This window comes from Candidatus Skiveiella danica, assembly GCF_022705245.1.
Classification (GTDB): domain Bacteria; phylum Pseudomonadota; class Gammaproteobacteria; order Burkholderiales; family Burkholderiaceae_C; genus Skiveiella; species Skiveiella danica.
Genome location: NZ_JAKJEW010000007.1, coordinates 93,175 through 118,808, shown reverse-complemented (window position 1 = coordinate 118,808; position 25,634 = coordinate 93,175). Strand labels below are relative to the sequence as shown.

Here is a 25,634-nt window from a genome sequence, read left to right as displayed (position 1 = left end):
CACCATGCTGGCCCACATCATCGACTGGTCGGGCAGGAACCGTTTCCTGGTCCTGCTCGCCACGCTGTTCATCACGGTCTGGGGCATCTTTGCTGTCCTGCGAACGCCCATCGACGCCCTGCCCGACCTCTCGGATGTGCAGGTCATCGTCTACACCGAATACCCCGGACAGGCGCCGCAGGTGGTGGAAGATCAGGTCACCTACCCGCTGACGACCGCCATGCTGTCGGTACCGAAGTCGAAGGTGGTGCGCGGCTTTTCCTTCTTCGGTGCGTCCTTCGTCTACATCATCTTCGAAGACGGCACCGACATCTACTGGGCGCGCTCGCGCGTGCTGGAGTACCTCAACTTCGCCGCCGGGCGCATGCCCAAAGGGATTACGCCGCAGATCGGCCCGGACGCCACGGGCGTGGGCTGGGTCTACCAGTACGCGCTGCTGGCGAAAGACAAGACGCTGGCCGAACTGCGGTCGATCCAGGACTGGTACGTGCGCTACCAGCTGACCAAGGCGCACGGCGTGGCCGAAGTGGCCTCGGTCGGCGGCTTCGTGCAGACCTACCAGGTCACAGTCGACCCGGTCAAGCTGCGCGCCTATGGCATCCCGCTGATGAAAGTGGCCCAGGTGATCCGCGACTCGAACCGGGACGTGGGCGGGCGCGCCGTGGAGATGGCCGAGACCGAGTACATGGTGCGCGGCAAGGGCTACCTGCGCGGCAAGGCCGACATCGAAATGCTGGTGGTCAAGAGCGACAAGGGAACGCCGGTGCTGATCCGCGACATTGCGCGAGTCGAGCTCACACCCGACGAACGCCGGGGGCTGACTGAACTCAACGGCGAAGGCGAGGTGGTGTCGGGCATCGCCATGGCCCGCTACGGGCAGAACGCCCTCGAAGTGATCGCCAGCCTGAAGGACAAGATCGCCGAGATCGCGCCCGGATTGCCGGCCGGCGTGACGGTTCAGACGGTGTACGACCGGTCGGAGCTCATCCACCGCGCCATCGAGACCCTCAAACGAACGCTGCTGGAGGAGTCGCTGATCGTCGCGCTGGTCTGCGTCGTGTTCCTGATGCATGTGCGCAGCGCACTGGTCGCCATCCTGATGCTGCCGGTGGGCATCCTGATGGCCTTCATCGCCATGCGCCTGCTGGGCATGAGTTCCAACCTCATGAGCCTGGGCGGTATCGCGATTGCCATCGGCGCGATGATCGACGCGGCCATCGTGATGATCGAGAACGCCCACAAACACCTCGAACGATTGCCCGAAGGGCACTCCACGAAAGACCGGTTCGATGCCATGCTGGATGCCTGCAAGGAAGTGGGCCCGGCGTTGTTCTTCTCGCTGCTGATCATCACCGTGTCGTTCCTGCCGGTCTTCGCGCTTGAAGGCCAGGAAGGCCGGCTGTTCTCGCCGCTGGCCTATACCAAGACCTTTTCCATGGCGGGCGCGGCGCTGCTGTCGATCACGCTGGTGCCGGTGCTGATGCTGCTGTTCATCCGTGGAAAGATCATGCCCGAGGCGAAGAACCCGGTGAACCGCTTCCTGATCTGGGTCTATCGACCGATCATCACGGGTGTCATGCGCTGGAAGAAACTGACCGTGCTCGCCGCCCTGGTGGTGCTGGGCGTCTCGTACTACCCGGCCTCCCGCCTCGGCTCGGAGTTCATGCCCACGCTCAACGAAGGCTCCCTGCTCTACATGCCGGCATCGCTTCCCGGCATGTCGATCACCAAGGCCGCCGAGCTGCTGCAGACGCAGGACAAGATCATCAAGAGCTTCCCGGAGGTGACGTCGGTCTTTGGCAAGGCCGGGCGCGCCAACACGGCCACCGATCCGGCGCCGACCGAGATGTTCGAGACCGTGATCAACCTCAAGCCCGAATCCGAATGGCGCGCCGGCATGACCATCGACAAGCTGATTGCCGAAATGGACCAGGCGCTGCAGTTCCCCGGCGTGGCGAACTCCTGGACCATGCCGATCAAGGCCCGCATCGACATGCTGTCCACCGGCATCCGCACGCCGATCGGCATCAAGGTCTTCGGCAAGGACCTGGACGAGATGGAAAAACTCGCGCGGCAGATCGAGACCGTCGTAAAGGCCGTGCCTGGCACGACCAGTGCGTTTGCCGAGCGCATCACCGGCGGCTTTTACCTGAACATCGAACCCGATCGCGAGCAACTGGCGCGCTACGGCCTGGCGGTCGGCGACCTGCTCGATGTCGTCGGCATCGCGCTGGGCGGCGAGATGGTCACCACCACGGTGGAGGGCCGGGAACGCTATGGCGTGACGGTGCGTTACCCGCGCGAGTTGCGCGGCGACCCGCAGCAGATCGCGCGCGAGGTGCTGATTCCCACGATGGACGGCGCCATGATTCCGCTGGGGCAGCTGGCCAAGGTCGTCGTCGCCAAGGGCGCCCCCGGCATCCGCACCGAGAACGCGCTGCTGTCGGCGTACATCTATGTCGACATCCGCGACCGCGACATCGGCGGCTATGTGGCGGATGCGAAGAAGGCGGTGGCCGAGCAGGTCAAGTTCCCGCCCGGTTACTACGTGACCTGGAGCGGCCAGTTCGAGTACATGGAGCGCGCCATCGGGAAAATGAAGATCGTGATCCCGGTGACGCTGCTGTCGATCTTCCTGCTGCTGTACCTCAACTTCAGGCGCATCACGGAGACGCTGATCGTGATGCTCTCGGTCCCCTTCGCGCTGGTCGGGGGCGTCTGGCTGATGTGGTTGCTGGGCTACAACCTCTCGGTGGCCGTGGCGGTCGGCTTCATTGCGCTGGCCGGCGTGGCGGCCGAGACCGGCGTGATCATGCTGATCTACCTGGACCATGCCTGGGAGGCCGTGAAGGTCAAATGCCGCGCGGCCGGGCGCGAACCCACCGTGGATGACCTCTACGCGGCGGTGATGGAAGGCGCGGTGGAGCGCGTGCGGCCCAAGATGATGACGGTGGTCGCCATCATGGCCGGCCTGCTGCCGATCCTGTGGGGCACAGGCACCGGCTCCGAGGTCATGAGCCGCATCGCCGCGCCCATGGTGGGCGGCATGATCTCCTCGACCGTGCTGACGCTGGCGGTGATTCCGGCCCTGTATGCGCTGGTCAAACAGTGGCGGCTCAGAGCAGGGATAGAAAGTCCGATCTCATGATGACAACATAATCGACGCCATGAGTGAATTCGACAGCGCGAATGGCGCAGGCGCCATCACCGACGTGGCCGGCATTGAGGTCGGCCATTTCACCCACCCCCGCAGGCCCACCGGCTGCAGCGTGGTGCTGGCGCGCGGCGGCGCCGTCGCCGGCGTGGACGTGCGAGGTGCTGCACCGGGCACGCGCGAGACCGACCTGCTCGATCCGTGCAATGCGGTGAACACGGTGCATGCCGTTCTGCTCTCTGGCGGCAGCGCCTGGGGACTGGACGCAGCCAGCGGCGTGATGCGCTGGCTGGAATCGCAAGGCATCGGTCTGGACGTCGGGTCCGCCCTGGTCCCGATCGTTCCCGCTGCGGTGCTGTTTGACCTGCTGGTCGGTGATGCCCATATCCGACCCGACGCGCAGGCCGGATATGCGGCCTGCCAGGTGGCCTCCAGCCAGCCACCGGCCGAAGGCAACGTCGGGGCCGGCACCGGGGCCGCAATCGGCAAGATGTTTGGCATGCCCTTCGCCATGAAGGGGGGCATCGGGACCGCATCGGTCACTCTGGACGGGGTCACTGTGGGGGCGTTGATCGCCTGCAACGCGCTGGGGGATATCGTGGATCCGGATACAGGCGCCCTCATCGCCGGAGCCCGAACCGGAGATGGCGCGGGCTTGCGCGATACGCGCCGCAGCCTGCTGCGCGGGGAGCCCCCCCTGCCCATCCTGGCCGGCACCAACACCACCATCGGCGTGATTGCGACCGATGCGCAACTGACCAAGGCGCAGGCCCGACGCCTGGCGATGGCGGGCCACGACGGACTGGCACGCAGCATCAATCCGGCGCATACGCTTTCTGACGGCGACACCCTGTTTGCGATGAGCACAGGCCTGGCCCCGCGAACGCCTGGGATGACGGTCCTGTGTGTCATGGCCGCCGAAGCGGTCGCGCGCGCCACCGTGCGCGCCGTGCGCGCTGCGCGCAGTCTTGAAGTCGGTGGCCTGCGGCTTCCCGGCGTTGCGAGTGTGTCGCACACCCGTTAGGATGTAGCCCGCAGCCAGCGTGGGCATCTTTTCGACACACTGGTGAACGCATCAAGACCCATCGCAGACCCGCAAAAGGAAACAACCATGCACCGTCCCCTGATTGATCGCGCACCCCTGATTGGGGCCATGGCCCGCAAATGGGCCCTTGCTGCCCTGTTGCCGCTCGCCCTGTCCGCTTGCGCACCCGATGCGTGGAAAGCCAATCCAAACTATGACGCGTTCGTCAATCAGATCCTGCGCAACTGCGGCAACCAACGCATGGGTGAATTCACTGTTTCCAGCCTGATGAACCAGGATGACCCGAGCTACAACGTCTATTTTGTCGATATGACGTCGCGCTGGGGGCAGAACAGGATCTCCACGCAGGACTACATCCAGGGCGTCATGTCAGTGGGCGGTGGAAGCCAGTCGGCCGGACTCAAGTGCATCGTGGCGCAGAAGCCATAGCGAGCCGGCCTGTGGCGTGATGTCGTTGCCGGTGCCTAGGCCATCTGGTCACCGGAACGATCAGGAAGCATGGGCGGCGTGTACCGGGCCATACGACCCATCCTGATCGAAGCCCGCTCAAACAGCGCCGGCGTGCCCTGGGGCCTGCCCCGAAGCCAGCGTGTTACGCAAGGCCGTCTGGGCCACGGCGTCCAGCGCATCATCCAGCATGAGTCCGGATGACACGATACGGATCATCCCGGTGGCAAGCAGGCGAGCCATCGAACGCCGGGACATCGAGTGTGCGCGCCCCCGCGTCGACGTGAACATGAACAGCGTGCGATGCGGGCTGCTCCAGGTCAGTTTGAGACGCGTCCACTCGCCGTCCAGCATCAATTCAACCCACGCCCCTTCGCTGATGGACTCGCTGGCCGATTGCGCCTCCTGCCGATCCGCGTCGGACACCTCCAGCGTGGCCGGATCCAGCGGCATGACGGCCTCGGCCTCAAGGTAGCCGGCATCGGCCGTTTCGGCCTCTCCGAGCCAAGGCGCCTCGGATGGCATGGTCTCGTCCAGAGCGGCATCCTGAACATCCTGCACGCCGGGCCCACCAGCATCCCCGTGGGCACCTTCCCCCGGAGCGTGAGCGGCCAGTTCCTGCTTCTCGCGCGCGGCTCGGGCCTCCTGCAGCACGGTTTCATGGCAGGCGATCAGCTCGTCAAAAAACTGAGAGATGCGCCGGGGCGGAAAGGCGATCAGCTGCAAGCCGGAGCGCAGCGTGGCCAGCATCGCCGGGATCATCTCGACCAGACGGACCGGATTGCGCCTTGCCTGCCAGGGCTGCACGCTCCAGATCAGTTCGTCAACCACAGCCAGATACCCCTGCGGATCCGTGCTGCCGCGCGTGCAGTTCAGCTGTGACTCCGCGACGACCTGCGCCCAAGGCCCCACCAGAAAACTGCGCACCAGAAGGGGTACGGGCTGTTCCTTCATGCGACCCAGCCATTGGTCGACCAGGCGCTGCGCGAGCAGGTTGCGTTGTTCGACATGCAGCAATGCACGAGCCGTTTCCTCGCGCAGAGCCAGTTGCGCCTTGTCGTCCTGCTGCCAGACGGACAAGAGCTTTTCCATCTCCAGAGCGAAGGCCACCGCCCGGAGTTCCGTCGACGCATTGATCGTCTGCACGGCACCATTGATCGACTCAACAAAGCGGGCATAACCCGGTTCATCTTCCGTTGTGTAAGCCAGACTGCGGTCGGTCACGCGATCGAGAAACTGGCGCGCCGGGTGGCGGTGGTCGCTGAAGAATCGCACATCGGATCTGGCGAGTTCCAGCAGTGAGCCCGACAGGCCCTGCAAGGCCGAGCGGACCTGGCCCAGCAGACGCTCGTCCTGGGTCAGGTTGTCCAGCATCATCCGGGTCACTTCCTCGCCGATCTGCTGTCCAAGTTGTCGGCCGTCCATCGGGCCGCGAAGGCTCAAGTCCACGTGCTGAGCAGCGGCATTGCCCGAAGAAGCACTCTGCTGCTTTTTGCGCAACTCCAGTCGCTGGATCATCGCCTCGACCTGCTTCATATCCTGCAGCGCGGTCAGCGAAGCCGGGATCGTGTGAAGGAAGTCGCCGCCGGGGCGACCGCTGAGGCTGGCCACGTCACCCATGTCCGCTGAAAGCAGCCGCCTCAGGCGTTCCAAAGTGATCACAGCCCGCGTGGTTTCGTTGCTCTTTTCGGTATTGCGAGTCGCCGCCGCGCCGGCCAAGGTCGGCGGCGTCGTGCCTGCGGGCTCGACCCCATGCGACAGGAGCCACTCTGTAATCTCCCGGTAGACCTGCCGCAAACCCACCCCAAGCCGGCCCGCCGCCGACGCCAGGATTTCACTGCGGATCTCGGCAATCGAGATATGTGCCGCCATGGTGTCTCGCAGCGCCTTGGCGAAAAGCTCCGGACGCAGTGGATTGATGTTGGGTTGAACGTTGATCCAGCCCATGACCGTGCTCATGAGCGCGTTCAGGCGAGGCAGCGCCTCGCCGGCGGTGAAGTCCAGCTCTTGCTGGACCCGGGCCAATTCGATGCTCTGATCCAGCTGGTGGACATCCAGCAGCTGGATGTCCTCGAACCGGACCAGAGGCCGGCTGCCGGGGTCGGACACCCCGCCGTAGGACAGGATGCGCACCTGGCCCGAGAAGGCGTTTCGCAGTGAATCGCGCTGGTCCAGCAGTTGCTGGATGACTGGCTTCAGTTCCGGCCGAAACCCGCCCCGGCCCGCCGATTTGTGCGGGTCCAGACCCGCTGCAAGGCGCAGCCCGTCCAGCACCTGGTCCATCAGGCTGGGCACCTGGGACAGCACAAGCTCCAGGCACGCAGACACCGTCACCCGGCGGTTGCCGTGGGTGTCTGCAATCCCGATCCTCCGTTTGACTCCGGGTTTCATGGCCGCAAGTATTGCAGGAAATCCGGTGCTTGCGAAAGGTTTTTACTTCAGTGCCTTGAAGCGCATGCGCTTGGGCTTGGCGCCTTCCTCGCCCAGGCGCCGTTTCTTGTCGGCCTCGTACTCCTGGTAGTTGCCATTGAAGAACACCCACTGGCTGTCGCCTTCGGCGGCCAGGATGTGCGTCGCAATGCGGTCCAGGAACCAGCGGTCATGGCTGATCACCATGATCGAGCCGGCAAATTCGAGCAGCGCATCTTCCAGCGCGCGCAGGGTTTCCACATCCAGATCGTTGGAAGGCTCATCCAGCAGCAACACGTTGCCGCCGGCGATCAGCGTTTTCGCCAGGTGCAGGCGGCCGCGCTCGCCGCCGGACAGTGTGCCGACCTTCTTCTGCTGGTCGCCGCCGTTGAAGTTGAAGCGGCCACAGTAGGCGCGGCTGGCCATCTGGAACTTGCCCACGGTCAGGATGTCGAGCCCGCCGGAGACGTCTTCCCAGACGGTCTTCTCATTCGACAGATCGTCGCGATGCTGGTCCACAAAGGCCATCTTGACGGTGGAGCCGATGATGACCTCGCCGCTGTCCGGTTTCTCCTTGCCGGCAATCAGCTTGAACAGTGTCGACTTGCCGGCCCCGTTGGGGCCGATGATGCCGACGATGGCGCCCGCCGGGACGGTGAAGGACAGGTTGTCGATCAGCACCCGGTCGCCGAACGACTTGGTCACATTGTGGAACTCGAACACCTGGTTGCCCAGGCGCTCGGCGACGGGAATGAATATTTCCTGGGTCTCGTTGCGCTTCTGGTAGTCATAGTCGCTGAGCTCTTCGAAACGCGCCAGACGCGCCTTGCTCTTGGCCTGGCGGCCCTTGGGGTTCTGTCGCACCCACTCGAGCTCCTTCTTCATCGCCTTGGTCCGCGCATCCTCGCTGCGGTTTTCCTGCTCCAGGCGCGCCTCTTTCTGCTCCAGCCAGGTGCTGTAGTTGCCCTTGTAGGGAATGCCGGAGCCCCGGTCGAGTTCGAGAATCCACTCGGCGGCGTTGTCCAGGAAGTAACGGTCGTGGGTGATGGCCACCACGGTGCCGGAAAAGCGGGCAAGAAACTGCTCCAGCCAGTCCACCGATTCGGCGTCCAGGTGGTTGGTCGGGCGGCAGGCGCAGCGCATCGGCGGCAATTTCCAGCTGGTGTTCGGAGGCGTCTCCCGCGGTGGCAATGATGGCCTCCAGCTTGGCCTGTTCGGCCGCCAGCGCTTCGAAATCGGCATCTTCCTCGGCGTAAGCCGCGTAGACCTCGTCCAGGCGCTGCTGCGCCGCCTTGACCTCTCCCATGCCACTTTCAACGGCCTCCCGCACGGTCTGGTCCGGATCCATCTTGGGCTCCTGCGGCAGGTATCCGATCTTCAGGCCCGGCATGGGGATGGCTTCGCCCTCGATCTCCTTGTCCAATCCGGCCATGATCTTGAGCAGCGTGGACTTGCCTGATCCGTTGAGACCGAGCACGCCGATCTTGGCGCCGGGGAAGAAGCTGAGGGAGATGTCCTTGAGGATCTGTCGCTTCGGCGGCACGATCTTGCCGACGCGATTCATGGTGAAAACGTATTGAGCCATAGTACGGGGAACCCTTGGGAAAGACGGCGCATGCAGCGCAAAAGCGTGGATTATCCGCGCATGCGACAATACGGCTTGTTGCAGGACCCAGTTGCCTGCAACGTCAGCATGCTGCTGGGGACGAAGAAAGCTCCTTTCGGGCTCCCGACCTTGTATTTCATCTGCCTTTGACTGGCCCGGCCGTGAACCTTCACGACGGAACAGGCCGATGCTCCATGCGCCCAGGACGGGCGCCTCCACATGAACTTTGACGATCTGAAACTGGCTCCGGCCATTCTGAAAGCCGTGCACGAGCAAGGCTACGAAATCCCCACCCCCATCCAGGCCCAGGCCATTCCGGCGGTGCTCGAAGGGCACGACCTGCTGGCCGGCGCGCAGACCGGCACCGGCAAGACCGCTGCCTTCGTGCTGCCCATGCTCGACATCCTCGGGCGCGGCGAAGCCGGCAAGAACAAGTTCGGCGGCACGGCCATTCGCGCGCTAGTACTGACCCCCACCCGCGAACTCGCCGCCCAGGTCGAGGAATCGGTGCAGGACTACGGCAAGCACGTCGCCCTGACGTCCACCGTGGTGTTCGGCGGCGTCGGCATGAACCCGCAGATCAGCAAGCTCAAACGCGGCGTCGACATTCTGGTGGCCACGCCCGGGCGACTGCTCGACCTGCAGCAACAGGGCTTTCTGGATCTTTCCAGCGTGCAGATCCTGGTGCTCGACGAGGCCGACCGCATGCTCGACATGGGCTTCATCCATGACGTGAAGAAGGTCCTGTCCCTGGTGCCGCGCGACAAGCAGAGCCTGCTGTTCTCCGCCACCTTCAGCGACGAGATCCGCGAACTCGCCTCGGGCCTGCTGAAGAACCCGCAAAGCATCCAGGTCACGCCGCGCAACACCACGGTGCAGCGCATCACCCAGATCATCCATCCGGTGGGCCGCGGCAAGAAGAAGGCGCTGCTGGCGCACATCATCCAGAAGCACAACTGGAGCCAGGTGCTGGTGTTCACCCGCACCAAGTTCGGCGCCAACAACGTGGCCGAGTTCCTGACCAAGAACGGCATCCAGGCCATGGCCCTGCACGGCAACAAGAGCCAGTCCGCGCGCACCCAGGCCCTGGCCGGCTTCAAGAGCGGCGACATCCGCGCGCTCGTGGCCACCGACATCGCGGCCCGCGGCATCGACATCGAAGACCTGCCGCATGTGGTGAACTATGAGATCCCCAACGTCAGCGAAGACTATGTGCACCGTATCGGCCGCACCGGCCGCGCCGGCGCCGACGGCCAGGCCGTCAGCCTGGTCTGCCTGGACGAGGAAGGCTTCATGATGGACATCGAACGCTTTACCAAGCAGCAGATCGCCGTCGAGCACGTCGAAGGCTTCGGGCCGGAGCCGGGTGAAAAGGCCGAACCCATTGCCATGGGCCGCCAGACCATCTGGGGCGGCGCGGGCAAGCCGCCCAGCCGCGACGTGATGCAGGCCGCGGCCAAGGCGGCGCGCACCGAAATGATGCAGCGCATGCGCGAAGGCAAGGCGGCGCCTGGTGGCCGCGGCGGCAATCCGTCGGGTGGCGGTCGATCCGGCGAGCGCCAAGGTGGCACGCCCAAGCCCGCCCACGCCCCGCATGGCCAGCGCCACGGCGGCGTGAACGCCGGTCGCGGCAACCCGGCCCAAGGCCAGCGCCCGCCGGCCGAGCGCCGCGAACGTGCGGATTTCGGCGATGAAATCCCCCGCAACGTGGACCCGCTGCGCACCAACCTGCACAATTTGCGCCATGACACGCGCAGACCCCGCCAGGACGCCTCCGGCCAACCCGACCCGATGCGAACCAGCATCGACAGCATGGCCGACCGCGGACGCGGCGGGCGCAACGGCGGCGGCCGCGGCTTCGGCGGCGGGCAGAACCGCTCTGGTGGCGGGGGCTTCGGGTCTCGTGGGTCGGGAAATCCTCCGCGCTCTTCTGGCCGATAAAGCCTATTCGGCGGTTCACTGCGTGGGCCGCCGGGCCCTGGCCCAGCGCCACCCCAAGCTTCACTCCCACGTCGTCGACTTTGCAGCCCTGCCCCGGCTGCCCAAGGTCGACGACGTTTTCATTGCGCTGGGCACCACGATCAAGGTGGCAGGCAGCCAGCAAGCCTTTCGCGCCATCGATTTTGACGCTGTGGTGGCCGTAGCCAGCGCCGCGCGGTCATCTGGCGCTACGCATCTGGGAGTGGTCAGCGCCATGGGGGCCAGCGCCCGCTCGGCCGTGTTCTACAACCGGGTCAAGGGCGAGATGGAACAGGCCGTGTCCGCCCTGGGCTACGACTCGGTCGTGATTGCCCGCCCGTCAATGCTGGCGGGCGACCGCGAGTCCCTGGATCAGCCGATCCGCTCCGGGGAGCGCATCGGCTTGGCTGTCATGGCCCTGTTTCGGCCCGTCACCCCCGCCAACCTGCGCGCGATTGCCGCCGCCGACGTGGCCACGGGCCTGATCCGCGCCGTCAAGGCGGCGGACCCTGGCACGCGCATCCTGCTGTCGGGGCAACTTCAGCAGGCCTGAGCCGCGGCCCTCAGCCCCGCACGAACAGCGTCACCAGCGGCTCCGGCCCGACCTGACGGCTCCAGTGGCCATGCACCGCCGGATCGAAGGTGGCGCCCTCGGGCAGCGTGTCGGCCGAATAGAAATGATCCCCCGGGCCGAACACCCGCGAGCTGCCGTCCTGCAGCCCGATCTCCATCTGCCCACGCAGCACGATCAGCCATTGCGGACTGCCGGTGCAATGAAAGCTGCTGCGAAAACCCACCGGGCTCTGTCGAAGCTGGTAGCCACCGGAGGCCATCAGCGGGGACAGCGCGGCCTGCGGCGTGCCCTCGCTCAGCGCCAGAGTTTCTTCGCGAAATTTCGCGCGGCCGTCGGCATCGGTGAACAACACGGTCTTGGTGAATATGGTCATGGCAGTTGGAGGGTTGGGGGCGGAACAAGGTCCCCGCGTGGATCGTCGGGCACTGGTTCTTGCCCCTGACGCCGGTTTTACCAGATCGTCAGCGCAACGATTTACAACCCGTTACCGATTTCGCTCGGCGAATTGACCCCATCCGCACCCACCGTTCGTTTCAGTCAGCACCTCAACCTTCAGAAGGAGCTTTCATGAAACCCCTCGCCTACCGCACCGCCCACCTGGCCTTGTCCGCTCTGGCTGCGCTGGCCTTTCTTGGCACCCCCCCCGCGCATGCCGTCGGTCGGCTGACCGACATCAACGTCATCGACCGCGACAGCGGCGCGACCCTGCCTGTCTACCGCCACCGGGGCGACTACTGGGTCGCCGGACGCCCCGGCGGGCGCTACGCCGTCTCCGTGCGCAACGCCAGCGGCGAGCGCGTGCTCGGCGTGATCTCGGTGGACGGCGTCAACGTCGTATCGGGGGAAACCGCCTCGTGGGAGCAGACCGGCTATGTGCTCTCGCCCTGGCAATCCTTCGACATCTCTGGTTGGCGCAAGAGCGACGCCGAAGTTGCGGCCTTCCACTTCGCCGCCTCGCAGGCCTCCTACGCAGCGCGCACCGGCCGCCCTGACCATGTCGGGGTGATCGGGGTCGCCGTGTTCCGGGAGAAGCTGCCCCCACCGCCGCCGGTCTCGGTGCCGTACCCGCCGGGCAGGGCGCTGCCCGATGCCAACGAATCGGCTGCGGCCCAGGAGCGGTCGACGCTGGCCGGATCGGCGGCCGCGGCCACGGCCAAAGCGGCCCCGGCGCCTGGCCCTGCTGCCGCCGAATCCCGGGCCGAAAGTCCGCAAGGCGCCGGCGCGCGCAGCCGTGACGAGGCCGTCGCCCGCGCGGCTCCGGCCGCGCGCCTGGGCACGGGCCATGGCGAGCGCGAGAGCTCGCGCGTCGCCCACACCACGTTCGAGCGCCGCAGCCACCGACCCGACGAGCTGATCCGCATCCGGTACGACAGCGTCGAAAACCTCGTTGCCCTGGGCGTGATCCCCGGCGCGGCGCCCCAGCGGCAAGCCAACCCCTTCCCGGACGCGCCCCTGTCGCGCTACGTGCCCGACCCGCCCGTCTACCGTTGAGGATCTTCTCGTGTGCACCCGCCCGCCCCGGCGGGCGCCGCCGGGATAATCCCGACGATGGACACGGAGGTCGCGCCCACCGACGAGATGCTCATGCAAGCCTTTGCAGCCGGTGACGCGCGCGCCTTCGAGACCCTCTACGACCGTAACCTGCCGGCGGTGTGGCGCTACGTGCTGCGCAGCGTGCACGACGCGGCGTTGGCCGACGAACTGGTGCAGGACGTGTGGTTCAGCATCGTGCGCCAGGCCCCTCACTACCAGCCCCGCGCGCGCTTTCGCACCTGGCTGTTCACACTGGCGCACCACCGCATGGTCGATCACTTCCGCACCCACCACCCCCACGCCAGCCTGGATGCCGCGACCGAGGACGGCGCCAGCCTGGCCGACACGCTGGCCGCGGACTCCGGCTTCGGCCCGCTGCGCCAGCTGCAATCACGCGAGCAGGCGCAGGCCCTGCTGGATGTGCTGGCGGCCCTGCCCGCCGTGCAGCGCGATGCCTTCCTGCTACAGGCCGAGGGCGCCCTGACCGTCGCCGACATCGCCGCCACCACTGGTGTGCCCGTCGAAACCGCCAAGAGCCGGCTGCGCTACGCCCGCGCCACGCTGCGCCAGACCCTGGAGGGCTTGCTGTGAACCGCCCCGACACCCCCCTGCCGCGCCACGAGGCCACCGATGAGCTGGTCCGGCGCTATCACGAAGCCAGCGCGCAGGACCCGGCCCGCCCGTCGCCCGCGCTGCGAGAGACCGTGCTGGCACAGGCACGCGCAGCCGCCGCGCGAAGCGCCTCGAGCACAGGCGACGCAGAATCGTCGCCCGACAAAACTCCTGAATGGATAGCAAACAATAACCCATTGACGCCGGGATCTGACCAAAAAAGCTCGAAAAGTCCGAAGCAGGCAACGAACAACGGCCGCCACGCCGCCAACGACAGCTCCTGGCGCCTGCGCGCCGTCGCCAGCGTGGCCGTGTTGGGCCTGGCGACCTTGTTGTTCCTGCAGTTCGAACGCGGCACGCCGGACGAGCGCGAACTCACTTCGGGCGGACCTGCGCTTGCGCCACCGGCCTTGCCCTCGCGACCGGGCAAGGCCGAGTCCGCCGATACCGCATCCGCACCGGCGCCCTTGCCTGAACCCGCGCCCACGTCTGTCCTTCGCAACACCCCGACGCCGATGGGCCCAGGTGCCGCAGAGCCGCAGCGCGCGCCCGCCGTGCAGGCCCGGCCCGCTGCCCCCTCCTCGCCCGGAAAAAGCGCTGTCCCGGCAACCCTGACCGGCGAAAGCGGCAACGTGGTGGCTGGGGTTTCCAAAGACGCCGGCTCGCTTGCCGACCGCGCCCCCCCCGCAACCGAGGGCACGGGCCCGACGAACCGCGCCCTGAAAGCCGCGCCGCCCGCGACGGCCCCCATCGCCGAACCGGCACCGGCCGCCGCTCCAGTTCCTGCAACGCCACCCGCCGCGTCGTTGGGAGCTGCTGCGCCGGCGCCTTCAACGGCCCCCGCCAGGGCACTGGATGCCAGCCCGGCTGAATCGCGCGCGCGCCTGGCGCCGATGCCGGCGGCCGCACAAGAGCGCGCCGTGACAACCAGCACCGCCGGTCCGGCGACAAGCCTCTCGCCCGCCAGCCAGCGGCTGCTGACCGCAGCGCTGTCCGGATCGCTGGAAGCCGCGCGCCAGGCCCTGAAGGAGGGCGCGGCGTTGAATGCGACCGACCCTGCGGGCCAGACCGCTCTGATGCTCGCCGCCCGCCGCGGCGACGAAGCCGTGGTCCGCCTGCTGCTGGCCGCCGGCGCCGACCGCGCGAAAACCGACGCCGCCGGCCGCACCGCCGCCGACCTGGCGCGTCAGCAGGGGCATGCGACCCTGGCGACGCTGCTGATTGCGCCAGAATCGGCGCTGCCGGCGCCCGTGCGCTGAACCGATACCCGCTTCACTTCATCCAGGACACTTCACCATGACCCCACCCGATTCCAGCAAGGTCCACTTCGGCCACGACGGCCGCGTCGTCATCATCACCGGCGGCGCCCAGGGCATCGGCGAGGCCTGCGCCCGCCGCTTCGCGCGCGAAGGCGCCCGCGTGGTGCTGGCCGATCTGGCCGACGCGCCGGGCCAGGCCCTGGCGGGCGAACTCGGCGGGATCTACGTGCATTGCGACGTCGGCCACAAGCCCGACGTGGACGCGCTGATCGCGCGCACCCTGGCCGCGCACGGCCGCATCGATGTGCTGGTGAACAACGCCGGCATCTTCAAGGCGGCGGATTTTCTGGACGTGACCGAGGCCGATTTCGATGCGGTGATCCGCGTCAACGTCAAGGGCTCGTTCCTCGTGGGCCAGGCCGTGGCGCGCGAGATGGTCAAGACCGGCGGCGGGAGCATCGTCAACATGAGCTCGGTCAACGGCACGCTGGCCATTCCCACCATCGCCAGCTACAACGTCAGCAAGGGCGGGATCAACCAGCTCACCCGCGTGATGGCGCTGGCGCTGGCCGACAAGGGCGTGCGCGTGAACGCCGTGGCGCCCGGCACCATCTCCACCGAGCTGGCCGCCAAGGCCGTGCTGACCAGCGACGAGGCCAAGGCAAAGATCATGATGCGCACGCCCATGAAGCGTCTGGGCGAGCCGACGGAGATCGCCGACACGGTGGCCTATCTGGCCAGCGATGCGGCCAGCTACATCACCGGCGAGATCGTTGTAGTCGATGGCGGGCGCATGACCCTGAACTACACCGTTCCGGTGTAAACGCCTGAGCCCGGCTCAGGGCATGGGCCCCAGCGGCGGCGCAGCGACGGTCTGCGGCTGCGGCCACCGGGCCAGCGGGCGCAAGGCATTGGCCAGCGCGTGGCCCCACTGCACGGCCGCCAGGTCGCCGGCCAGACGATGCGTCGGCACCAGCCAGGTGGACGTGACCACCCAGTCCAGCCCGTGGCGGGCGTATTGCACTTCGTAGGCGGCCGCCGGCAATGTTGCCCCGGCAGCCTCGGCTGCCTGCAGCACCGGCTGCAGGTCCGCGACGGCGCGCATCATGGCCGGCGTGAGCACGCGCAGGCGCAGGCACTCGGGCTGGTCGAAGGGGCTGTTGAAACGCTCCACGTAGACGCCGTCGCGCGAGGCGCACGGGTCGTCAACGTTCCAGTACGAGATGCCGAAGGCCTGCTTCTTGTTGGCGGTGAATGCCACCGCCGCCGCCAGCCGCCCCGCACCGGTCACCTCGAAGGCGCCCAGGGTCGTCAGCTCAACCCGATCGATCTTGACCGGCGCAACGCGAATGTGCCCGCCCAACACCGTGCGGCTGGACGCAGCCGTGCCAAACCAGCGACCCTGCGGCAGCACCAGCATCCGGTTGCCGATGGCCAGCGCCTGTTCTGCCAGCGCAGGCGGCAGGCGCTCAGGGAGGGCTTGCGCCGAAAGGCCAGCCGCAGTGTCCGGCGCGGGGGAGGCCGACCCCGGAACGATGTATCGAGCCAGCAGGGCATCGGCCATCTCGGCGTTGCGCGGCCGCAGCGCGGCCTCGGCAGCGCGGGCGCCGTCCAGGTCACCCTGCAAGGCGCGGATCACGCCGAGGTTGTAGATGGGCTCCCAGCCCTGGGGCGCCAACGGGGACAGTCGGACCATCGTGGCCGCTGCGGCATTCAAGTCCCACACGGCCATCTCGCACAGGCCCAGCGACAGCCCCGCGGCAAACGTCGGCTCCGGCTGCAACGGCGCCTGCGCCAGCCTGCCGTCAAAGGCCTGACGCAGGTCCGGCAGGGCTGCGGCGCAGCCCATCTGGCGCTGCAGCGCACGTCCGCGCAACTCCAGCCAGTAGAGGTCGCCCGGCTTCGCGCCGAGGTGTTGCGTGGCCATCGCGACGACGGAAGCCCAGTCCCCCCGGGCCTCCAGCTCCTGAACCCTCTTTTCATCGGACTTGGAGAGTTCCATGCCCAGCGGAATCAGCAGCATCACCAGCGGCCCCACCAGAATGGACGCCGGGATCGGCACGAAAAATGGCGCCTGCGCGCGCGCCTGCATGGGCAAGCCCAACGCCAGCGCCAGCGCGAGAGCTTTCAGGGTTCGGGGGTGTTGCATGATGCCTCCGCGTGGGGCGGGATGGCGCCCCGCTGCTGCCATCGTGAACCGAAGGTCTCCAGGTTTCATTGAGGCAGGTCAAGGCCCGAAAGGGCCCCGGCGCCTCAGCGCTGCAGATACAGCGTGCCGAGCTGGCGCAGGGCGACAGGGCTCAGGCCCAGTTCGCGCTGCAGGTAGGCGTCGACGCCGCCGTGGTCGGTATCCACGGCGTGCAGGGCGGCGTCGAGAAACTCGGCCTGCACCCGCCACAGCACCTGCATCACCTCGGGCGGAATGCCGTAGGCCGGGGCACTGTCCATGCGCAGCAGCTCGTTGGTCAGCAGGTAGTCCTGCATCACCACCGGGCGCGGCACGCCCAGCGCCAGCAGGATCAGCGCGGCGGCAAAGCCGGTGCGGTCCTTGCCGGCGGTGCAGTGGAACACCAGCGGCGCATCGCTGGCCAGCAGATGCTCGAACAAGGCGGCAAACGCGGCGGCGTTGTCGTTGACGAAGGCGCGGTAGGTCTCCTGCATCAACACCACCGTCTGCTGCGGCGTGAGCGCGCGCCCGGCCACCAGCAGGTCCTTCATGCGCTGCACCACGGTGGGCTCGATCGGCAGCGCATGCAGCGTCACACCAGGTATCTCGTACGCACCGGCAGCGCGCTCGTGCACGCCGCGAAAGTCGAAGGCCCGTGCCAGGCCCAGCCGGGCCAGCTCGGCCTGGTCATCGGGCGTCAGCGCGGCGAGATGGTCGGAACGGAACAGCGTGCGCCAGCGCACCGGCCGGCCGTCGTGGCCGATGTAACCGCCGAGGTCGCGGAAATTGCTGGCGCCGGCCAGGCTCAAAGAGCGGGAGGGAGTTGACATGGTATGTCCGGGCGATAAGAAACGATTCAAGAAGGCTGATCAGGTCCGATTGTGAACAAAATCGGCTTCATCCCAGCGCCGAAAGGTCATCTTTTGCTCCTGATTTTGAATCATTCGCACACTACCGCCGCGACCAGCCATCCAACGGGCAATCGCCGGAGAATACTCAGCCGCCCGGCAGCGTCACCACGACTTCCAGCCCAGGCAGCGCATTGCGCACGGTGAACGTGCCGCCATGCGCCTGCGCCACCAGCTTGCACAGGTACAGCCCCAAGCCCACGCCACCGGTGGCGCGCTCGCGGGCGGCATCGGGCCGGTAGAAGGGCTGGGCCAGATGGGGCAACTGGTCGTCAGGCACGCCGGGGCCGTGGTCACGCACCGTGATGCGCAGGCCACTGCCTTCGGCGCGCAGGTCAATTTCGGGCGGGTGCGGCGCGTCCACGCTGTGGCGCAACGCGTTGTCGAGCAGGTTGCGCAGCAGCAGGCGCATGCGGGTGCGGTCCAGCGCCAGCGTGGGCAGGTCGCTGGCCGCCCTCAGCTGCACGGCAGGGGCACCTTCCAGGCTGGCGACGACCTCGCCGGCCAGGGCGGCCAGGTCCACCGGCTCGCGGTGCAGCGCGGCGTGCGGGCTGGCCAGGCGCTCGCTCTCCAGCAGGTCGGTGATCAGGTCGCGCATGTCGCCCAGGTCGCGCAGCAGGGCGTCGCGCGCGGGCAGCACATCGGGGGTTTCGGGCAGCAGCTCGGTGTTCAGGCGGGCGCGGGTCAGCGGGCTGCGCAGTTCGTGGCTGATGGCCAGCAGCAAGGCGCGCTTGGCGTCGAGCATCTGGCGGATGTCGCCACCCATGGTGTTGATGGTGGCAGCCAGCTCGCCCAATTCATCGGGCCGGGCCGGGTGGCGCACGGGGATCGGTTGCGCAAAGTCGCCCGCGCCGAAGCGCAAGGCGCCTGCACGGATGTCGTCCAGCGGGCGCAGCAGGCGGCGCACGCGCAGGTAGGCCAGCCCGGTGAGCAACAGCAGCACGGCCAGCGTGGCCCAGCCGATCACGCGGGGCTGGTCTTGCCAGACCTGCACGTTGAGCGAGAAGTGGATGCGGTGGCCGTCGGCGGTGGTGCGCTCCAGCAGGCGGGGCTCTTCGCCCTTCCAGCGGTTGGCGTCGTTCCAGCGACGCTCCTGCTCCGGCGTGCTGGGGTGGCTGCGCCAGTTGACCTGCGGGCCGCTGATGCGCACGGCCACCGGCAGTCGCTGCACCAGGGCCTGGGCGCGCTCGATGCGGGGCGGGCTGCCGATCTCTGCGGCCAGCCGGTCCACGTAATCCACCACCAGCGGGCGGGCCGCGTCGCGCCAGCCGATGCTGAAGGCCTTTTGCATGCCGAACAGGAAGGTTGCGGCCATGGCCAGCGCCAGCAGCAGGAACAGCGCGACCAGGCGCACGCGCAGCGAATGCGCCAGTGCATGCCTTGCACGGCGGTGCCAACGGGCTTGGGTAAGCGTCTGCGCGGGGCTGCTCATGGCGTCTTGGGTTCAGCGACGGGTTGAGCGCGGCCTAACGCCAGCGAGTAGCCGGCGTTGCGCAAGGTCTTGATGGCGTCCAGCGGCTCCAGCTTCTTGCGGAGGCGGCTGACCACAATGTCCACCGCGCGGGTGAACAGCTCGGCCTCGTGGCCGCGCAGGTGGTTCAGGATGTCGTCGCGGCTGAAGACCTTGCCGGGCTCGCGCGCCAGCAGGTGCAGCAGGTCGAACTCGGTGCCGGTCAGCTCCAGCGGCTGGCCCAGGCGCATCACGCTGCGGGTGGCGGGGTCCACGGTGAGGCCGTCGAACTCCAGCCGGGCGGCAGCGGGTGCCGTGGCGGTGCGCCGGCGCAGCACGGTCTGCACGCGGGCGACGAGCTCGCGCGGCTCGAAGGGCTTGGGCACGTAGTCGTCGGCGCCCAGCTCCAGGCCCACCACGCGGTCCATCACCTCGCCGCGGGCGGTGAGCATGATGAGCGGGATGTCGCTGCTGCGGCGGATGGTGCGGCACAGCTCGAAGCCGTCCATCTCGGGCAGCATGACGTCGAGGATGGCGGCGTCGAACCCGCCCTGTGCCAGCCGGGCCAGACCCGCGCTGGGGCGCAGAGCCTGCTCCAGCGTCAGGTCGAAGCGCTGGAAGTAGGCTGCCAGCGGGGGGCCGAGCTGGGCGTCGTCGTCGATCAGCAGGATGCGGGGCATGGCGCGATTCTGTCATTCATGCACGTCGGTCTCGCGCTCTGCACCCGCTGCGCCAATCAGCCCCGGTTGTACCAGCGGCCACGCTTGTCCATGAACTCGCGCACCTTCTGCTGCTGGGCGGGGTTCAGGCTGTCGTAGAAGTCGGCCAGTGCGGCAATGACTTCGGGGCTCTTGCCAGTGACGGCGGCGGTTTTTTCGGTGACCAGGGCCTGGGCGCGGGTCTTGTCGAACTTGTCGCCGGCCACCAGCGCCTTGAGGTCGGCGCGCGGGTCCTTGCTGGCGCCCATCATCGCGAGGCGCTGCTCGTGCAGCTTGTCACCCAGCACGGTGAGCTTCTGCTTCTGCGCGGCGTCGAGGTCGAGCTTGCTGCTCACGCGATCGACCATCTTGCTGCGGAACTCGGCGGCCTGCTCGGGCGTCGCGTTGGCGCCGTAGCCATGGCGATGGCCGCAGGCCGTGAGGCCGCCGACGAGGAGGGAGACGCCAAACAGGCCGAACAGGGTGCGTTTGATCCAGGGTTTCATTTCAGGGTTTCCTTCTTCAAAGAAGTTGTTGAACAGGATTTGAATGGTGCCGGGCATGGCGCGCGGCGTCCTCTCGGCGCGGTATCGGTTTGTTTCGGTTTATGTCAGGGCGGGCCTGCCAGACACATTGGGTTCACAGGGGCCTGCCCATAATCCGCGCCATGAACACCCGCCGCCAATGCCTTGCCGCCCTGCTGGGTGGCGCGCTGCCAGGGCTGGGCCTGCCCGCGCTGGCCCAGACGCCGCCATCAAGCGGCCCGGTGCTGGACGAAACCTGGACCGACGCCGAGCGCCAGCGCGACGTGCCGGTGCGGCTGCGCTGGCCGGACGCGGCCCGTTTCGCCGGACCCTGGCCGGTGGTGATCTTCTCGCACGGACTGGGCGGCACGCGCGAAGGCGGCTCGGTGTGGGGCGAGGCCTGGGCAGCGGCCGGTTTCGTGGTGGTGCACTTGCAGCACCCTGGCAGCGATCTGGCGGCCGTGCGCAGCGTCACGAACACCTTCACCGACCAGCGCACGCTGCGTTCTCTGGCCGGGCCGCAGCAACTGCTGGCGCGCCTGCGCGATGTGGGCTTTGCGCTGGACGAGATCGGGCGGCGCCACGCAGCCGGACAAGGACAGTGGGGCCAGGTGTGGCCGACGCAGGCGGGCATGGCGGGCCATTCGTTTGGTGCACATACGACGATGGGCATGGCGGGGCAGCGCTACCCGGGATTCGAAGGGATCACCGAGCCGCGACTCGCCGCGTTCATCGCGTTCTCGCCCACCGCACCGGTAATGGGCGATGCGCATCGCGCCTTCGAGCGGCTGGACCGCCCGCTGCTGTCGATCACCGGCACGCGCGATGACGACGTGGTGGGCGTGGGCGCCACGCCCGAGCGGCGCATGGCCGTCTTTGCCGCGCTGCCGCCGGGAAACAAGGCGCACCTGGTGTTGCAGGACGCGGACCACATGACCTTCGCCGGCCAGACCGGGCGGGCCGCCGAGATCGTGCCGCGCGAGGCGATCACGCGGGACCTGCAGGCGGCGCACCACGGGAGGGTGGCCGCCATCAGCGCCGACTGGTGGCGTGCCACTTTGCAGGACGATGCCGCCGCGTGGGCACGTCTGGCCCAGCCGGCGGGATTGGCGAAAGACGACGTCTGGCAGCGCAAATAGCGCGTCCGGCGTGTGGCGCTGGCGACAGGCTGACCCAAGGGCGGCTCCTAGAATCGGGCAGCCACCCACCTCTTCCCTGAATTGGAGATCCCATGCAAGCCGCCGTCCTTCATGAATTCGGCCCGACCCTCAGCGTGGAAGAGGTGCCGCGCCCGGTGCCCGGCCCCGACGACGTGCTGATCGAGGTCGAGGTCTGCGGCGTCTGCCACTCGGACCTGCACGTGGCCGAGGGCGACCAGCCCGCGCTCAAGGGGGCCACCAAGGCGAACCTGATCCCCGGCCACGAGGTGGTCGGCCGCGTGGTGGAGCGCGGCGCCAACGTCACCCACCTGGCCGTGGGCGACCGGGTCGGCGTGGCCTGGAACTTCAGCACTTGCGGCACCTGCGAAGCCTGCCGCGAGGGCATGGAAAACCTGTGTCGCAAGGCCGTCATCACCGGCGTGATGGTGGACGGCGGCTATGCCGACTACATGGTCGCGCGCGCCAGCCATGCGCTGCCGATTCCCGGAAACCTCAGCTCCGAAGAAGCCGCACCCCTGTTCTGCGCCGGGCTGACGGTGTACCGCGCGCTCAAGCGCTCCGGTGTGACTGCCGGGCAGAAAGTGGCCATTTTTGGTGTCGGCGGCCTGGGCCATCTGGCCGTGCAGATCGCGCGCGCCTGGGGCGCCGAGGTGATCGCGCTGGATCTGGACCCGGCCAAGCTGGCGCTGGCGAAAGACCTGGGCGCCGTGCAAACCCTGAACGCGGGCAGCGCCGACGACATCAAGGCGCTGCGCAAGGCCGGCGGTGTGCACGTCGCGGTGGTCACGTCCGCCGCGAAAGCCGCCTACGACACCGCCCTGAAGTGCCTGCGTCCCGACGGCGTGCTGTCGGTGGTGGGCCTGCCCAGCGAGCCACTGAGCTTCCCCGCGCTGAACCTGGTGGGCATCGAGGCGCGCATCATCGCCTCGTCCGTGGGCACGCGCGACGACATGCGCGCCGTGCTTCAGATGGCCGCCGAAGGCCAGCTGCGCTGCATCACCGAAACCCGGCCGCTGGCCGAAGTGAATGCCGTGTTCGAGCGCATGCGGCGCGGCCAGATCAGCGGGCGGGTCGTGCTGCGCTGCTGCGGCGGACAGCACGCGCACTGAGGGCCAGGCGCACGGCAGCCTCGGTCCGCGGGGCCGCTTCAGCGCCCCGCCCGTCGCACGCTGGCCAAATAGGCCTCGACATGCCCGGCCAGCAGGTCGGCCACGATGCGCCCGATGCGCGGGATGGAGCGGCTCGCGCTGATGGCCACGCCGATGGTCTGGGGCTGGGCGTTCTTGTCGCTCAGCAGGATGAAGCGCACGCTGCCCTCCAGGATTTCCGGGCCGGCGTCCAGCTCGGAGGTTAGCGCGACATGGCTGCCGCTCTTGACCAGGCTCTTGACGAGTTGCAATGAATTGGTCACCAGCGGCGGGCGCGCTTCCTGCAGCAGCCAGCTGTGACGGCGCTCCAGGTAACGGCGGATCGCCAGCGCGTGGCTTTGCACCGCCAGCGGCCAGGCGGCGACCTCCTTGAACGTGACCTGCCTGGAGGCCGCCAGCGCATGGCCGGTGGCTGCCACGCAGCCCAGCGGCAGGTCGGCCGTCCAGACCAGGTGCAGTTCGCGCTGCGGCTTGAGGTTGAAGGCGATGGCCAGGTCCACGGCTCCCTCGGTCAGGCAGCGCACGGCCTCGTCGGTGCTGACGACGTCCACTTCCAGAACGATGCCGGGGTGCTCCTGCGCCACACGGTGGATGAAGCCAGGCAGAAAGCCGTTCACGTGGCTGTCCATGGCCGCAAGCCGGAGCTGGCCCTGGCTCACGCCCTGCAACTGCTTGACGTCGGACAGCGTGCGGTTGAGGTCGGTCTTCCAGCGCTGCGACAGCGCCAGCAGCAGCTCCCCGGCTGCCGTGAGCCGCATGCCGCGCGGCAGCCGCTCGAACAGCGGCACGCCCATGTCTTCCTCCAGCATGAGGATCTGGCGGTCGATGGCCGAGGCCGAGATCGACACCTCGCGGGCGGCCGCCTGCACCGACCCGAGCTGGGCCACAGCCGCCAGATAGCGCAGGGCCTTGGGATGCAGGGGGGAGTTCAAGGTGGCCATGCGTTGCCAGAAACAGGATGGAACATGCTTAATTATGCGATGGACAGCAATGCAAGCTGCTTGCACACTGCCTCCCATGACGACCGCCATCAGCCCGAATCCACTGCCGATTGCTGTGCTCCAGGCGCTGGACCACGCAGGCTTTGTGGTCCGCCTGGGCGGCGTCGTGGAGCATTCGCCCTGGGTGGTGGAGCGTGCCTGGGTGCAGGCGCCATTCACGTCGTTTTCGGCGTTGTTCGAAACGCTGTGCCAGTGCATCCACGACGCCACACGACCAGAGAAGATCGCCCTGCTTTGCGCGCACCCCGAACTGGCCGGCCGCGAAGCCGTGGCCGGCACCATGACGCCCGATTCGAGCGCCGAGCAGGCGCGCCTTGGACTGATGGCCCTGAGCCCCCAGACCATGGCACGCCTTGCCGCGCTCAACCGCGCCTACCAGGCCCGCTTTGACTTTCCCTTCATCGTGGCGCTGCGCCTGCACGACTCGCTGGCCTCCGTGCTGCAAGCCGGCGAAGAGCGCCTGCGCCATGACCCCGACACCGAATGGCCGATCGCGCTGAACCAGGTCTGCGAAGTGATGCGCGGCCGGCTGGCACGCGCCGTGCATGACGACGACTGCCCCCCTGCAACCCCGCCCTCCCCCGTTTCAACTGCCTCAAGGACCCTGCCATGACCTCTCGACGCCACCTTCTCCTGGCCACCGCCGCCGCCACGCTGCTGCCGCTGGCCGTCACCAGCGCCCATGCGCAAGCCTGGCCGCAGAAGCCCATCAAGATCATCGTGACCTTTGCGCCGGGAGGTTCGTCGGACATCGTGGCGCGGCTGCTGCAGCCCGGCCTGGCAGAAAAGCTGGGGCAACCGGTGATCGTGGACAACAAGCCCGGCGCCGGCAGCACCATCGGCGCCAATGAAGTGGCCAAGGCGCCCGCCGACGGCTACACGCTGCTGCTGTCGAACACCGCACCGATCAGCATCTCGCCCTTCATGCTCGACAAGTCGCCCTACGATCCGATCAAGAGCTTCACCCACATCGCCTACATCGGCTCCGTCCCCAACGTGTTCGTGGTGAACCCGTCGGTGCCCGCCAAGACGATGACGGAGCTGGTGGCCTGGATCAAGGCGCAGACCAAGCCGGTCAACTACGGCTCGGGCGGCGTGGGCTCCATCGGCCACATCGTCGGGGAGATGTTCAAGCAGCAATACGGGCTGAACATGGAACACGTGCCTTACAAGGGCTCTGGACCCATGCACAGCGACCTGCTGGGCGGCACCCTGCAGTTCGCGGTGGACACGCTGACGCAGAACGTGCCGTTCATCAAGGATGGCAAGCTCGTGGGCATCGCGGTGACCTCGCGCCAGCGCATGGCCATGGCCCCGAACGTGCCCACCGTAATCGAGGCCGGCTTTCCGAAGCTCGTGGCCGAGAATTTCCTGGGCATCTCCGCACCGGCTGGCGTGCCGAAGGACGTCGTGGAGAAAGTGCACAAGGCGGTCAACGAGGTCGTGGTCCGGCCCGACATTTCCAAGCGCCTGGACGACATGGGCATCGCGCCCCACAAGATGACGCAGGCCGAGTTCGCCGACTTTGTGGCCAAGCAGGTGGCCGAGTGGGGCCCCGCGGTGAAGGCTTCCGGCGCCAAATTGAACTGAGCCGGCGCGAGGCACCCACGATGAGCGGAGGTCTATCGATCCATTGCGTCGACGTGGCCTCGGGCCGTGTCGCGGCCGGGCTGCAGGTGATCGTGCGGCGGCTCGGCGCCGATGGCGAGCCGCTCAATGATGTGCTCGCGGAAGGCGTCGTCGGCGCCAACGGCCTGCTGGCGCACCCGGCGCTGATGAGCGAAGCCATCACCCCGGGGGGCTACGAGGCCAGCTTTCGGGTGGGGGATTTCTACCGGGCGCAGGGTGCTCCGGTGCCCTCACCGGCGTTTCTGGAGGTCGTGCCTTACCGCTTCCACATTGCCGAAGCCAGCCAGCATTACCACCTGCCGTTCAAATTCACGGCCTGGGGCTTTTCGCTGTTTCGCGGCGGGGCGTGAA

At 67.6% G+C, this 25,634-nt stretch carries 22 protein-coding genes and 1 pseudogene; 14 read left to right on the top strand and 9 right to left on the bottom strand.

The window, feature by feature from the left end:
* Positions 1 to 4 precede the first annotated feature (4 nt).
* The 3 genes from ACMUOY_RS05985 to ACMUOY_RS05975 all read left to right on the top strand — a co-directional run bounded on the left by ACMUOY_RS05985 (position 5) and on the right by ACMUOY_RS05975 (position 4,628).
* Positions 5 to 3,148 carry an efflux RND transporter permease subunit gene (locus tag ACMUOY_RS05985; RefSeq protein ID WP_413891789.1) on the top strand — a complete coding sequence of 1,048 codons (3,144 nt, stop codon included), beginning with the start codon at positions 5 to 7 and terminating at the stop codon, positions 3,146 to 3,148.
* Between the two features lie 19 nt (positions 3,149 to 3,167).
* Positions 3,168 to 4,178: a P1 family peptidase gene (locus tag ACMUOY_RS05980; RefSeq protein ID WP_413891788.1), complete on the top strand. Its 1,011-nt coding sequence runs from the start codon at positions 3,168 to 3,170 to the stop codon at positions 4,176 to 4,178.
* A gap of 87 nt (positions 4,179 to 4,265) precedes the next feature.
* A complete protein-coding gene (locus tag ACMUOY_RS05975) occupies positions 4,266 to 4,628 on the top strand; it encodes a hypothetical protein (protein WP_413891787.1) in 363 nt (120 codons plus the stop codon).
* A gap of 117 nt (positions 4,629 to 4,745) precedes the next feature.
* Here ACMUOY_RS05975 and ACMUOY_RS05970 read toward each other — a convergent pair whose 3' ends face one another.
* Positions 4,746 to 7,037, bottom strand: coding sequence for a DUF1631 family protein (locus ACMUOY_RS05970; protein WP_413891786.1), 2,292 nt, complete (start codon positions 7,035 to 7,037; stop codon positions 4,746 to 4,748).
* A 42-nt stretch (positions 7,038 to 7,079) separates the two neighbouring features.
* Positions 7,080 to 8,640 (bottom strand): annotated as a pseudogene (gene ettA / locus ACMUOY_RS05965) (energy-dependent translational throttle protein EttA).
* A gap of 240 nt (positions 8,641 to 8,880) precedes the next feature.
* Between ettA and ACMUOY_RS05960 the strand changes: the two are divergent.
* Positions 8,881 to 10,602, top strand: coding sequence for a DEAD/DEAH box helicase (locus tag ACMUOY_RS05960; RefSeq protein ID WP_413891785.1), 1,722 nt, complete (start codon positions 8,881 to 8,883; stop codon positions 10,600 to 10,602).
* Positions 10,544 to 11,173 (top strand): nucleoside-diphosphate sugar epimerase, encoded by a 630-nt coding sequence (locus tag ACMUOY_RS05955; RefSeq protein ID WP_413891784.1) that lies wholly within the window; start codon positions 10,544 to 10,546, stop codon positions 11,171 to 11,173. The genes ACMUOY_RS05960 and ACMUOY_RS05955 overlap by 59 nt, the downstream gene beginning before the upstream one ends.
* Positions 11,174 to 11,183: 10 nt before the next feature.
* On the opposite strand, the gene ACMUOY_RS05950 is transcribed toward ACMUOY_RS05955, so the two are convergent.
* On the bottom strand, positions 11,184 to 11,567 hold the full coding sequence (locus tag ACMUOY_RS05950) for a hypothetical protein (protein ID WP_413891783.1): 384 nt from the start codon (positions 11,565 to 11,567) through the stop codon (positions 11,184 to 11,186).
* Between the two features lie 194 nt (positions 11,568 to 11,761).
* On the opposite strand from ACMUOY_RS05950, the gene ACMUOY_RS05945 reads away from it, so the two are divergent.
* Genes ACMUOY_RS05945 through ACMUOY_RS05930 form a run of 4 tightly spaced genes read left to right on the top strand, consistent with a single transcriptional unit; the run spans position 11,762 to position 15,421 of the window.
* A complete protein-coding gene (locus ACMUOY_RS05945; protein WP_413891782.1) occupies positions 11,762 to 12,685 on the top strand; it encodes a hypothetical protein in 924 nt (307 codons plus the stop codon).
* Between the two features lie 57 nt (positions 12,686 to 12,742).
* Complete coding sequence (locus ACMUOY_RS05940) at positions 12,743 to 13,318, top strand: sigma-70 family RNA polymerase sigma factor (RefSeq protein ID WP_413891781.1); 576 nt, start codon at positions 12,743 to 12,745, stop codon at positions 13,316 to 13,318.
* Positions 13,315 to 14,598 carry an ankyrin repeat domain-containing protein gene (locus ACMUOY_RS05935; protein ID WP_413891780.1) on the top strand — a complete coding sequence of 428 codons (1,284 nt, stop codon included), beginning with the start codon at positions 13,315 to 13,317 and terminating at the stop codon, positions 14,596 to 14,598. The genes ACMUOY_RS05940 and ACMUOY_RS05935 overlap by 4 nt, the downstream gene beginning before the upstream one ends.
* Before the next feature lie 37 nt (positions 14,599 to 14,635).
* Positions 14,636 to 15,421, top strand: a complete 786-nt coding sequence (locus tag ACMUOY_RS05930) for an SDR family NAD(P)-dependent oxidoreductase (protein ID WP_413891779.1) — start codon at positions 14,636 to 14,638, stop codon at positions 15,419 to 15,421.
* 15 nt (positions 15,422 to 15,436) lie between these two features.
* On the opposite strand, the gene ACMUOY_RS05925 is transcribed toward ACMUOY_RS05930, so the two are convergent.
* The 5 genes from ACMUOY_RS05925 to ACMUOY_RS05905 all read right to left on the bottom strand — a co-directional run bounded on the left by ACMUOY_RS05925 (position 15,437) and on the right by ACMUOY_RS05905 (position 20,327).
* Positions 15,437 to 16,747, bottom strand: a complete 1,311-nt coding sequence (locus ACMUOY_RS05925) for a hypothetical protein (RefSeq protein WP_413891778.1) — start codon at positions 16,745 to 16,747, stop codon at positions 15,437 to 15,439.
* A gap of 104 nt (positions 16,748 to 16,851) precedes the next feature.
* On the bottom strand, positions 16,852 to 17,595 hold the full coding sequence (locus ACMUOY_RS05920) for a tyrosine-protein phosphatase (protein WP_413891777.1): 744 nt from the start codon (positions 17,593 to 17,595) through the stop codon (positions 16,852 to 16,854).
* Positions 17,596 to 17,761: 166 nt separating this feature from the next.
* Positions 17,762 to 19,105, bottom strand: coding sequence for a sensor histidine kinase (locus tag ACMUOY_RS05915; protein WP_413891776.1), 1,344 nt, complete (start codon positions 19,103 to 19,105; stop codon positions 17,762 to 17,764).
* Positions 19,102 to 19,803 carry a response regulator transcription factor gene (locus ACMUOY_RS05910; protein ID WP_413891775.1) on the bottom strand — a complete coding sequence of 234 codons (702 nt, stop codon included), beginning with the start codon at positions 19,801 to 19,803 and terminating at the stop codon, positions 19,102 to 19,104. Before ACMUOY_RS05910 ends, ACMUOY_RS05915 begins: the two co-directional genes overlap by 4 nt.
* 56 nt (positions 19,804 to 19,859) lie before the next feature.
* A complete protein-coding gene (locus ACMUOY_RS05905) occupies positions 19,860 to 20,327 on the bottom strand; it encodes a Spy/CpxP family protein refolding chaperone (RefSeq protein WP_413891774.1) in 468 nt (155 codons plus the stop codon).
* Between the two features lie 161 nt (positions 20,328 to 20,488).
* Here ACMUOY_RS05905 and ACMUOY_RS05900 point away from each other — a divergent pair, with 161 nt between their 5' ends.
* Positions 20,489 to 21,484, top strand: a complete 996-nt coding sequence (locus ACMUOY_RS05900; protein WP_413891773.1) for an alpha/beta hydrolase family protein — start codon at positions 20,489 to 20,491, stop codon at positions 21,482 to 21,484.
* 92 nt (positions 21,485 to 21,576) lie between these two features.
* Complete coding sequence (locus tag ACMUOY_RS05895; protein ID WP_413891772.1) at positions 21,577 to 22,614, top strand: alcohol dehydrogenase catalytic domain-containing protein; 1,038 nt, start codon at positions 21,577 to 21,579, stop codon at positions 22,612 to 22,614.
* A gap of 38 nt (positions 22,615 to 22,652) precedes the next feature.
* On the opposite strand, the gene ACMUOY_RS05890 is transcribed toward ACMUOY_RS05895, so the two are convergent.
* Positions 22,653 to 23,585: a LysR family transcriptional regulator gene (locus ACMUOY_RS05890; RefSeq protein ID WP_413891771.1), complete on the bottom strand. Its 933-nt coding sequence runs from the start codon at positions 23,583 to 23,585 to the stop codon at positions 22,653 to 22,655.
* An 85-nt stretch (positions 23,586 to 23,670) separates the two neighbouring features.
* On the opposite strand from ACMUOY_RS05890, the gene uraD reads away from it, so the two are divergent.
* From uraD to ACMUOY_RS05875, 3 genes are read left to right on the top strand one after another with little or no spacing between them, the layout of a single operon-like run.
* Positions 23,671 to 24,267, top strand: coding sequence for a 2-oxo-4-hydroxy-4-carboxy-5-ureidoimidazoline decarboxylase (uraD, locus tag ACMUOY_RS05885; RefSeq protein WP_413891770.1), 597 nt, complete (start codon positions 23,671 to 23,673; stop codon positions 24,265 to 24,267).
* The gene (locus ACMUOY_RS05880; protein WP_413891769.1) at positions 24,264 to 25,244 is read left to right on the top strand and encodes a Bug family tripartite tricarboxylate transporter substrate binding protein; all 981 of its coding nucleotides are present in this window, start codon (positions 24,264 to 24,266) and stop codon (positions 25,242 to 25,244) included. The genes uraD and ACMUOY_RS05880 overlap by 4 nt, the downstream gene beginning before the upstream one ends.
* A gap of 20 nt (positions 25,245 to 25,264) precedes the next feature.
* Positions 25,265 to 25,633, top strand: coding sequence for a hydroxyisourate hydrolase (locus tag ACMUOY_RS05875; protein ID WP_413891768.1), 369 nt, complete (start codon positions 25,265 to 25,267; stop codon positions 25,631 to 25,633).
* Position 25,634 lies beyond the last annotated feature (1 nt).

Bases quoted from the DNA above. Each gene is read 5' to 3' on its own strand.
- ACMUOY_RS05985 (WP_413891789.1), top strand. From the start codon at position 5: ATGCTGGCCCACATCATCGACTGGTCGGGCAGGAACCGTTTCCTGGTC.
- ACMUOY_RS05980 (WP_413891788.1), top strand. From the start codon at position 3,168: ATGAGTGAATTCGACAGCGCGAATGGCGCAGGCGCCATCACCGACGTG.
- ACMUOY_RS05975 (WP_413891787.1), top strand. From the start codon at position 4,266: ATGCACCGTCCCCTGATTGATCGCGCACCCCTGATTGGGGCCATGGCC.
- ACMUOY_RS05970 (WP_413891786.1), bottom strand. From the start codon at position 7,037: ATGAAACCCGGAGTCAAACGGAGGATCGGGATTGCAGACACCCACGGC.
- ACMUOY_RS05960 (WP_413891785.1), top strand. From the start codon at position 8,881: ATGAACTTTGACGATCTGAAACTGGCTCCGGCCATTCTGAAAGCCGTG.
- ACMUOY_RS05950 (WP_413891783.1), bottom strand. From the start codon at position 11,567: ATGACCATATTCACCAAGACCGTGTTGTTCACCGATGCCGACGGCCGC.
- ACMUOY_RS05945 (WP_413891782.1), top strand. From the start codon at position 11,762: ATGAAACCCCTCGCCTACCGCACCGCCCACCTGGCCTTGTCCGCTCTG.
- ACMUOY_RS05940 (WP_413891781.1), top strand. From the start codon at position 12,743: ATGGACACGGAGGTCGCGCCCACCGACGAGATGCTCATGCAAGCCTTT.
- ACMUOY_RS05930 (WP_413891779.1), top strand. From the start codon at position 14,636: ATGACCCCACCCGATTCCAGCAAGGTCCACTTCGGCCACGACGGCCGC.
- ACMUOY_RS05925 (WP_413891778.1), bottom strand. From the start codon at position 16,747: ATGCAACACCCCCGAACCCTGAAAGCTCTCGCGCTGGCGCTGGCGTTG.
- ACMUOY_RS05920 (WP_413891777.1), bottom strand. From the start codon at position 17,595: ATGTCAACTCCCTCCCGCTCTTTGAGCCTGGCCGGCGCCAGCAATTTC.
- ACMUOY_RS05915 (WP_413891776.1), bottom strand. From the start codon at position 19,105: ATGAGCAGCCCCGCGCAGACGCTTACCCAAGCCCGTTGGCACCGCCGT.
- ACMUOY_RS05910 (WP_413891775.1), bottom strand. From the start codon at position 19,803: ATGCCCCGCATCCTGCTGATCGACGACGACGCCCAGCTCGGCCCCCCG.
- ACMUOY_RS05905 (WP_413891774.1), bottom strand. From the start codon at position 20,327: ATGAAACCCTGGATCAAACGCACCCTGTTCGGCCTGTTTGGCGTCTCC.
- ACMUOY_RS05900 (WP_413891773.1), top strand. From the start codon at position 20,489: ATGAACACCCGCCGCCAATGCCTTGCCGCCCTGCTGGGTGGCGCGCTG.
- ACMUOY_RS05895 (WP_413891772.1), top strand. From the start codon at position 21,577: ATGCAAGCCGCCGTCCTTCATGAATTCGGCCCGACCCTCAGCGTGGAA.
- uraD (WP_413891770.1), top strand. From the start codon at position 23,671: ATGACGACCGCCATCAGCCCGAATCCACTGCCGATTGCTGTGCTCCAG.
- ACMUOY_RS05880 (WP_413891769.1), top strand. From the start codon at position 24,264: ATGACCTCTCGACGCCACCTTCTCCTGGCCACCGCCGCCGCCACGCTG.
- ACMUOY_RS05875 (WP_413891768.1), top strand. From the start codon at position 25,265: ATGAGCGGAGGTCTATCGATCCATTGCGTCGACGTGGCCTCGGGCCGT.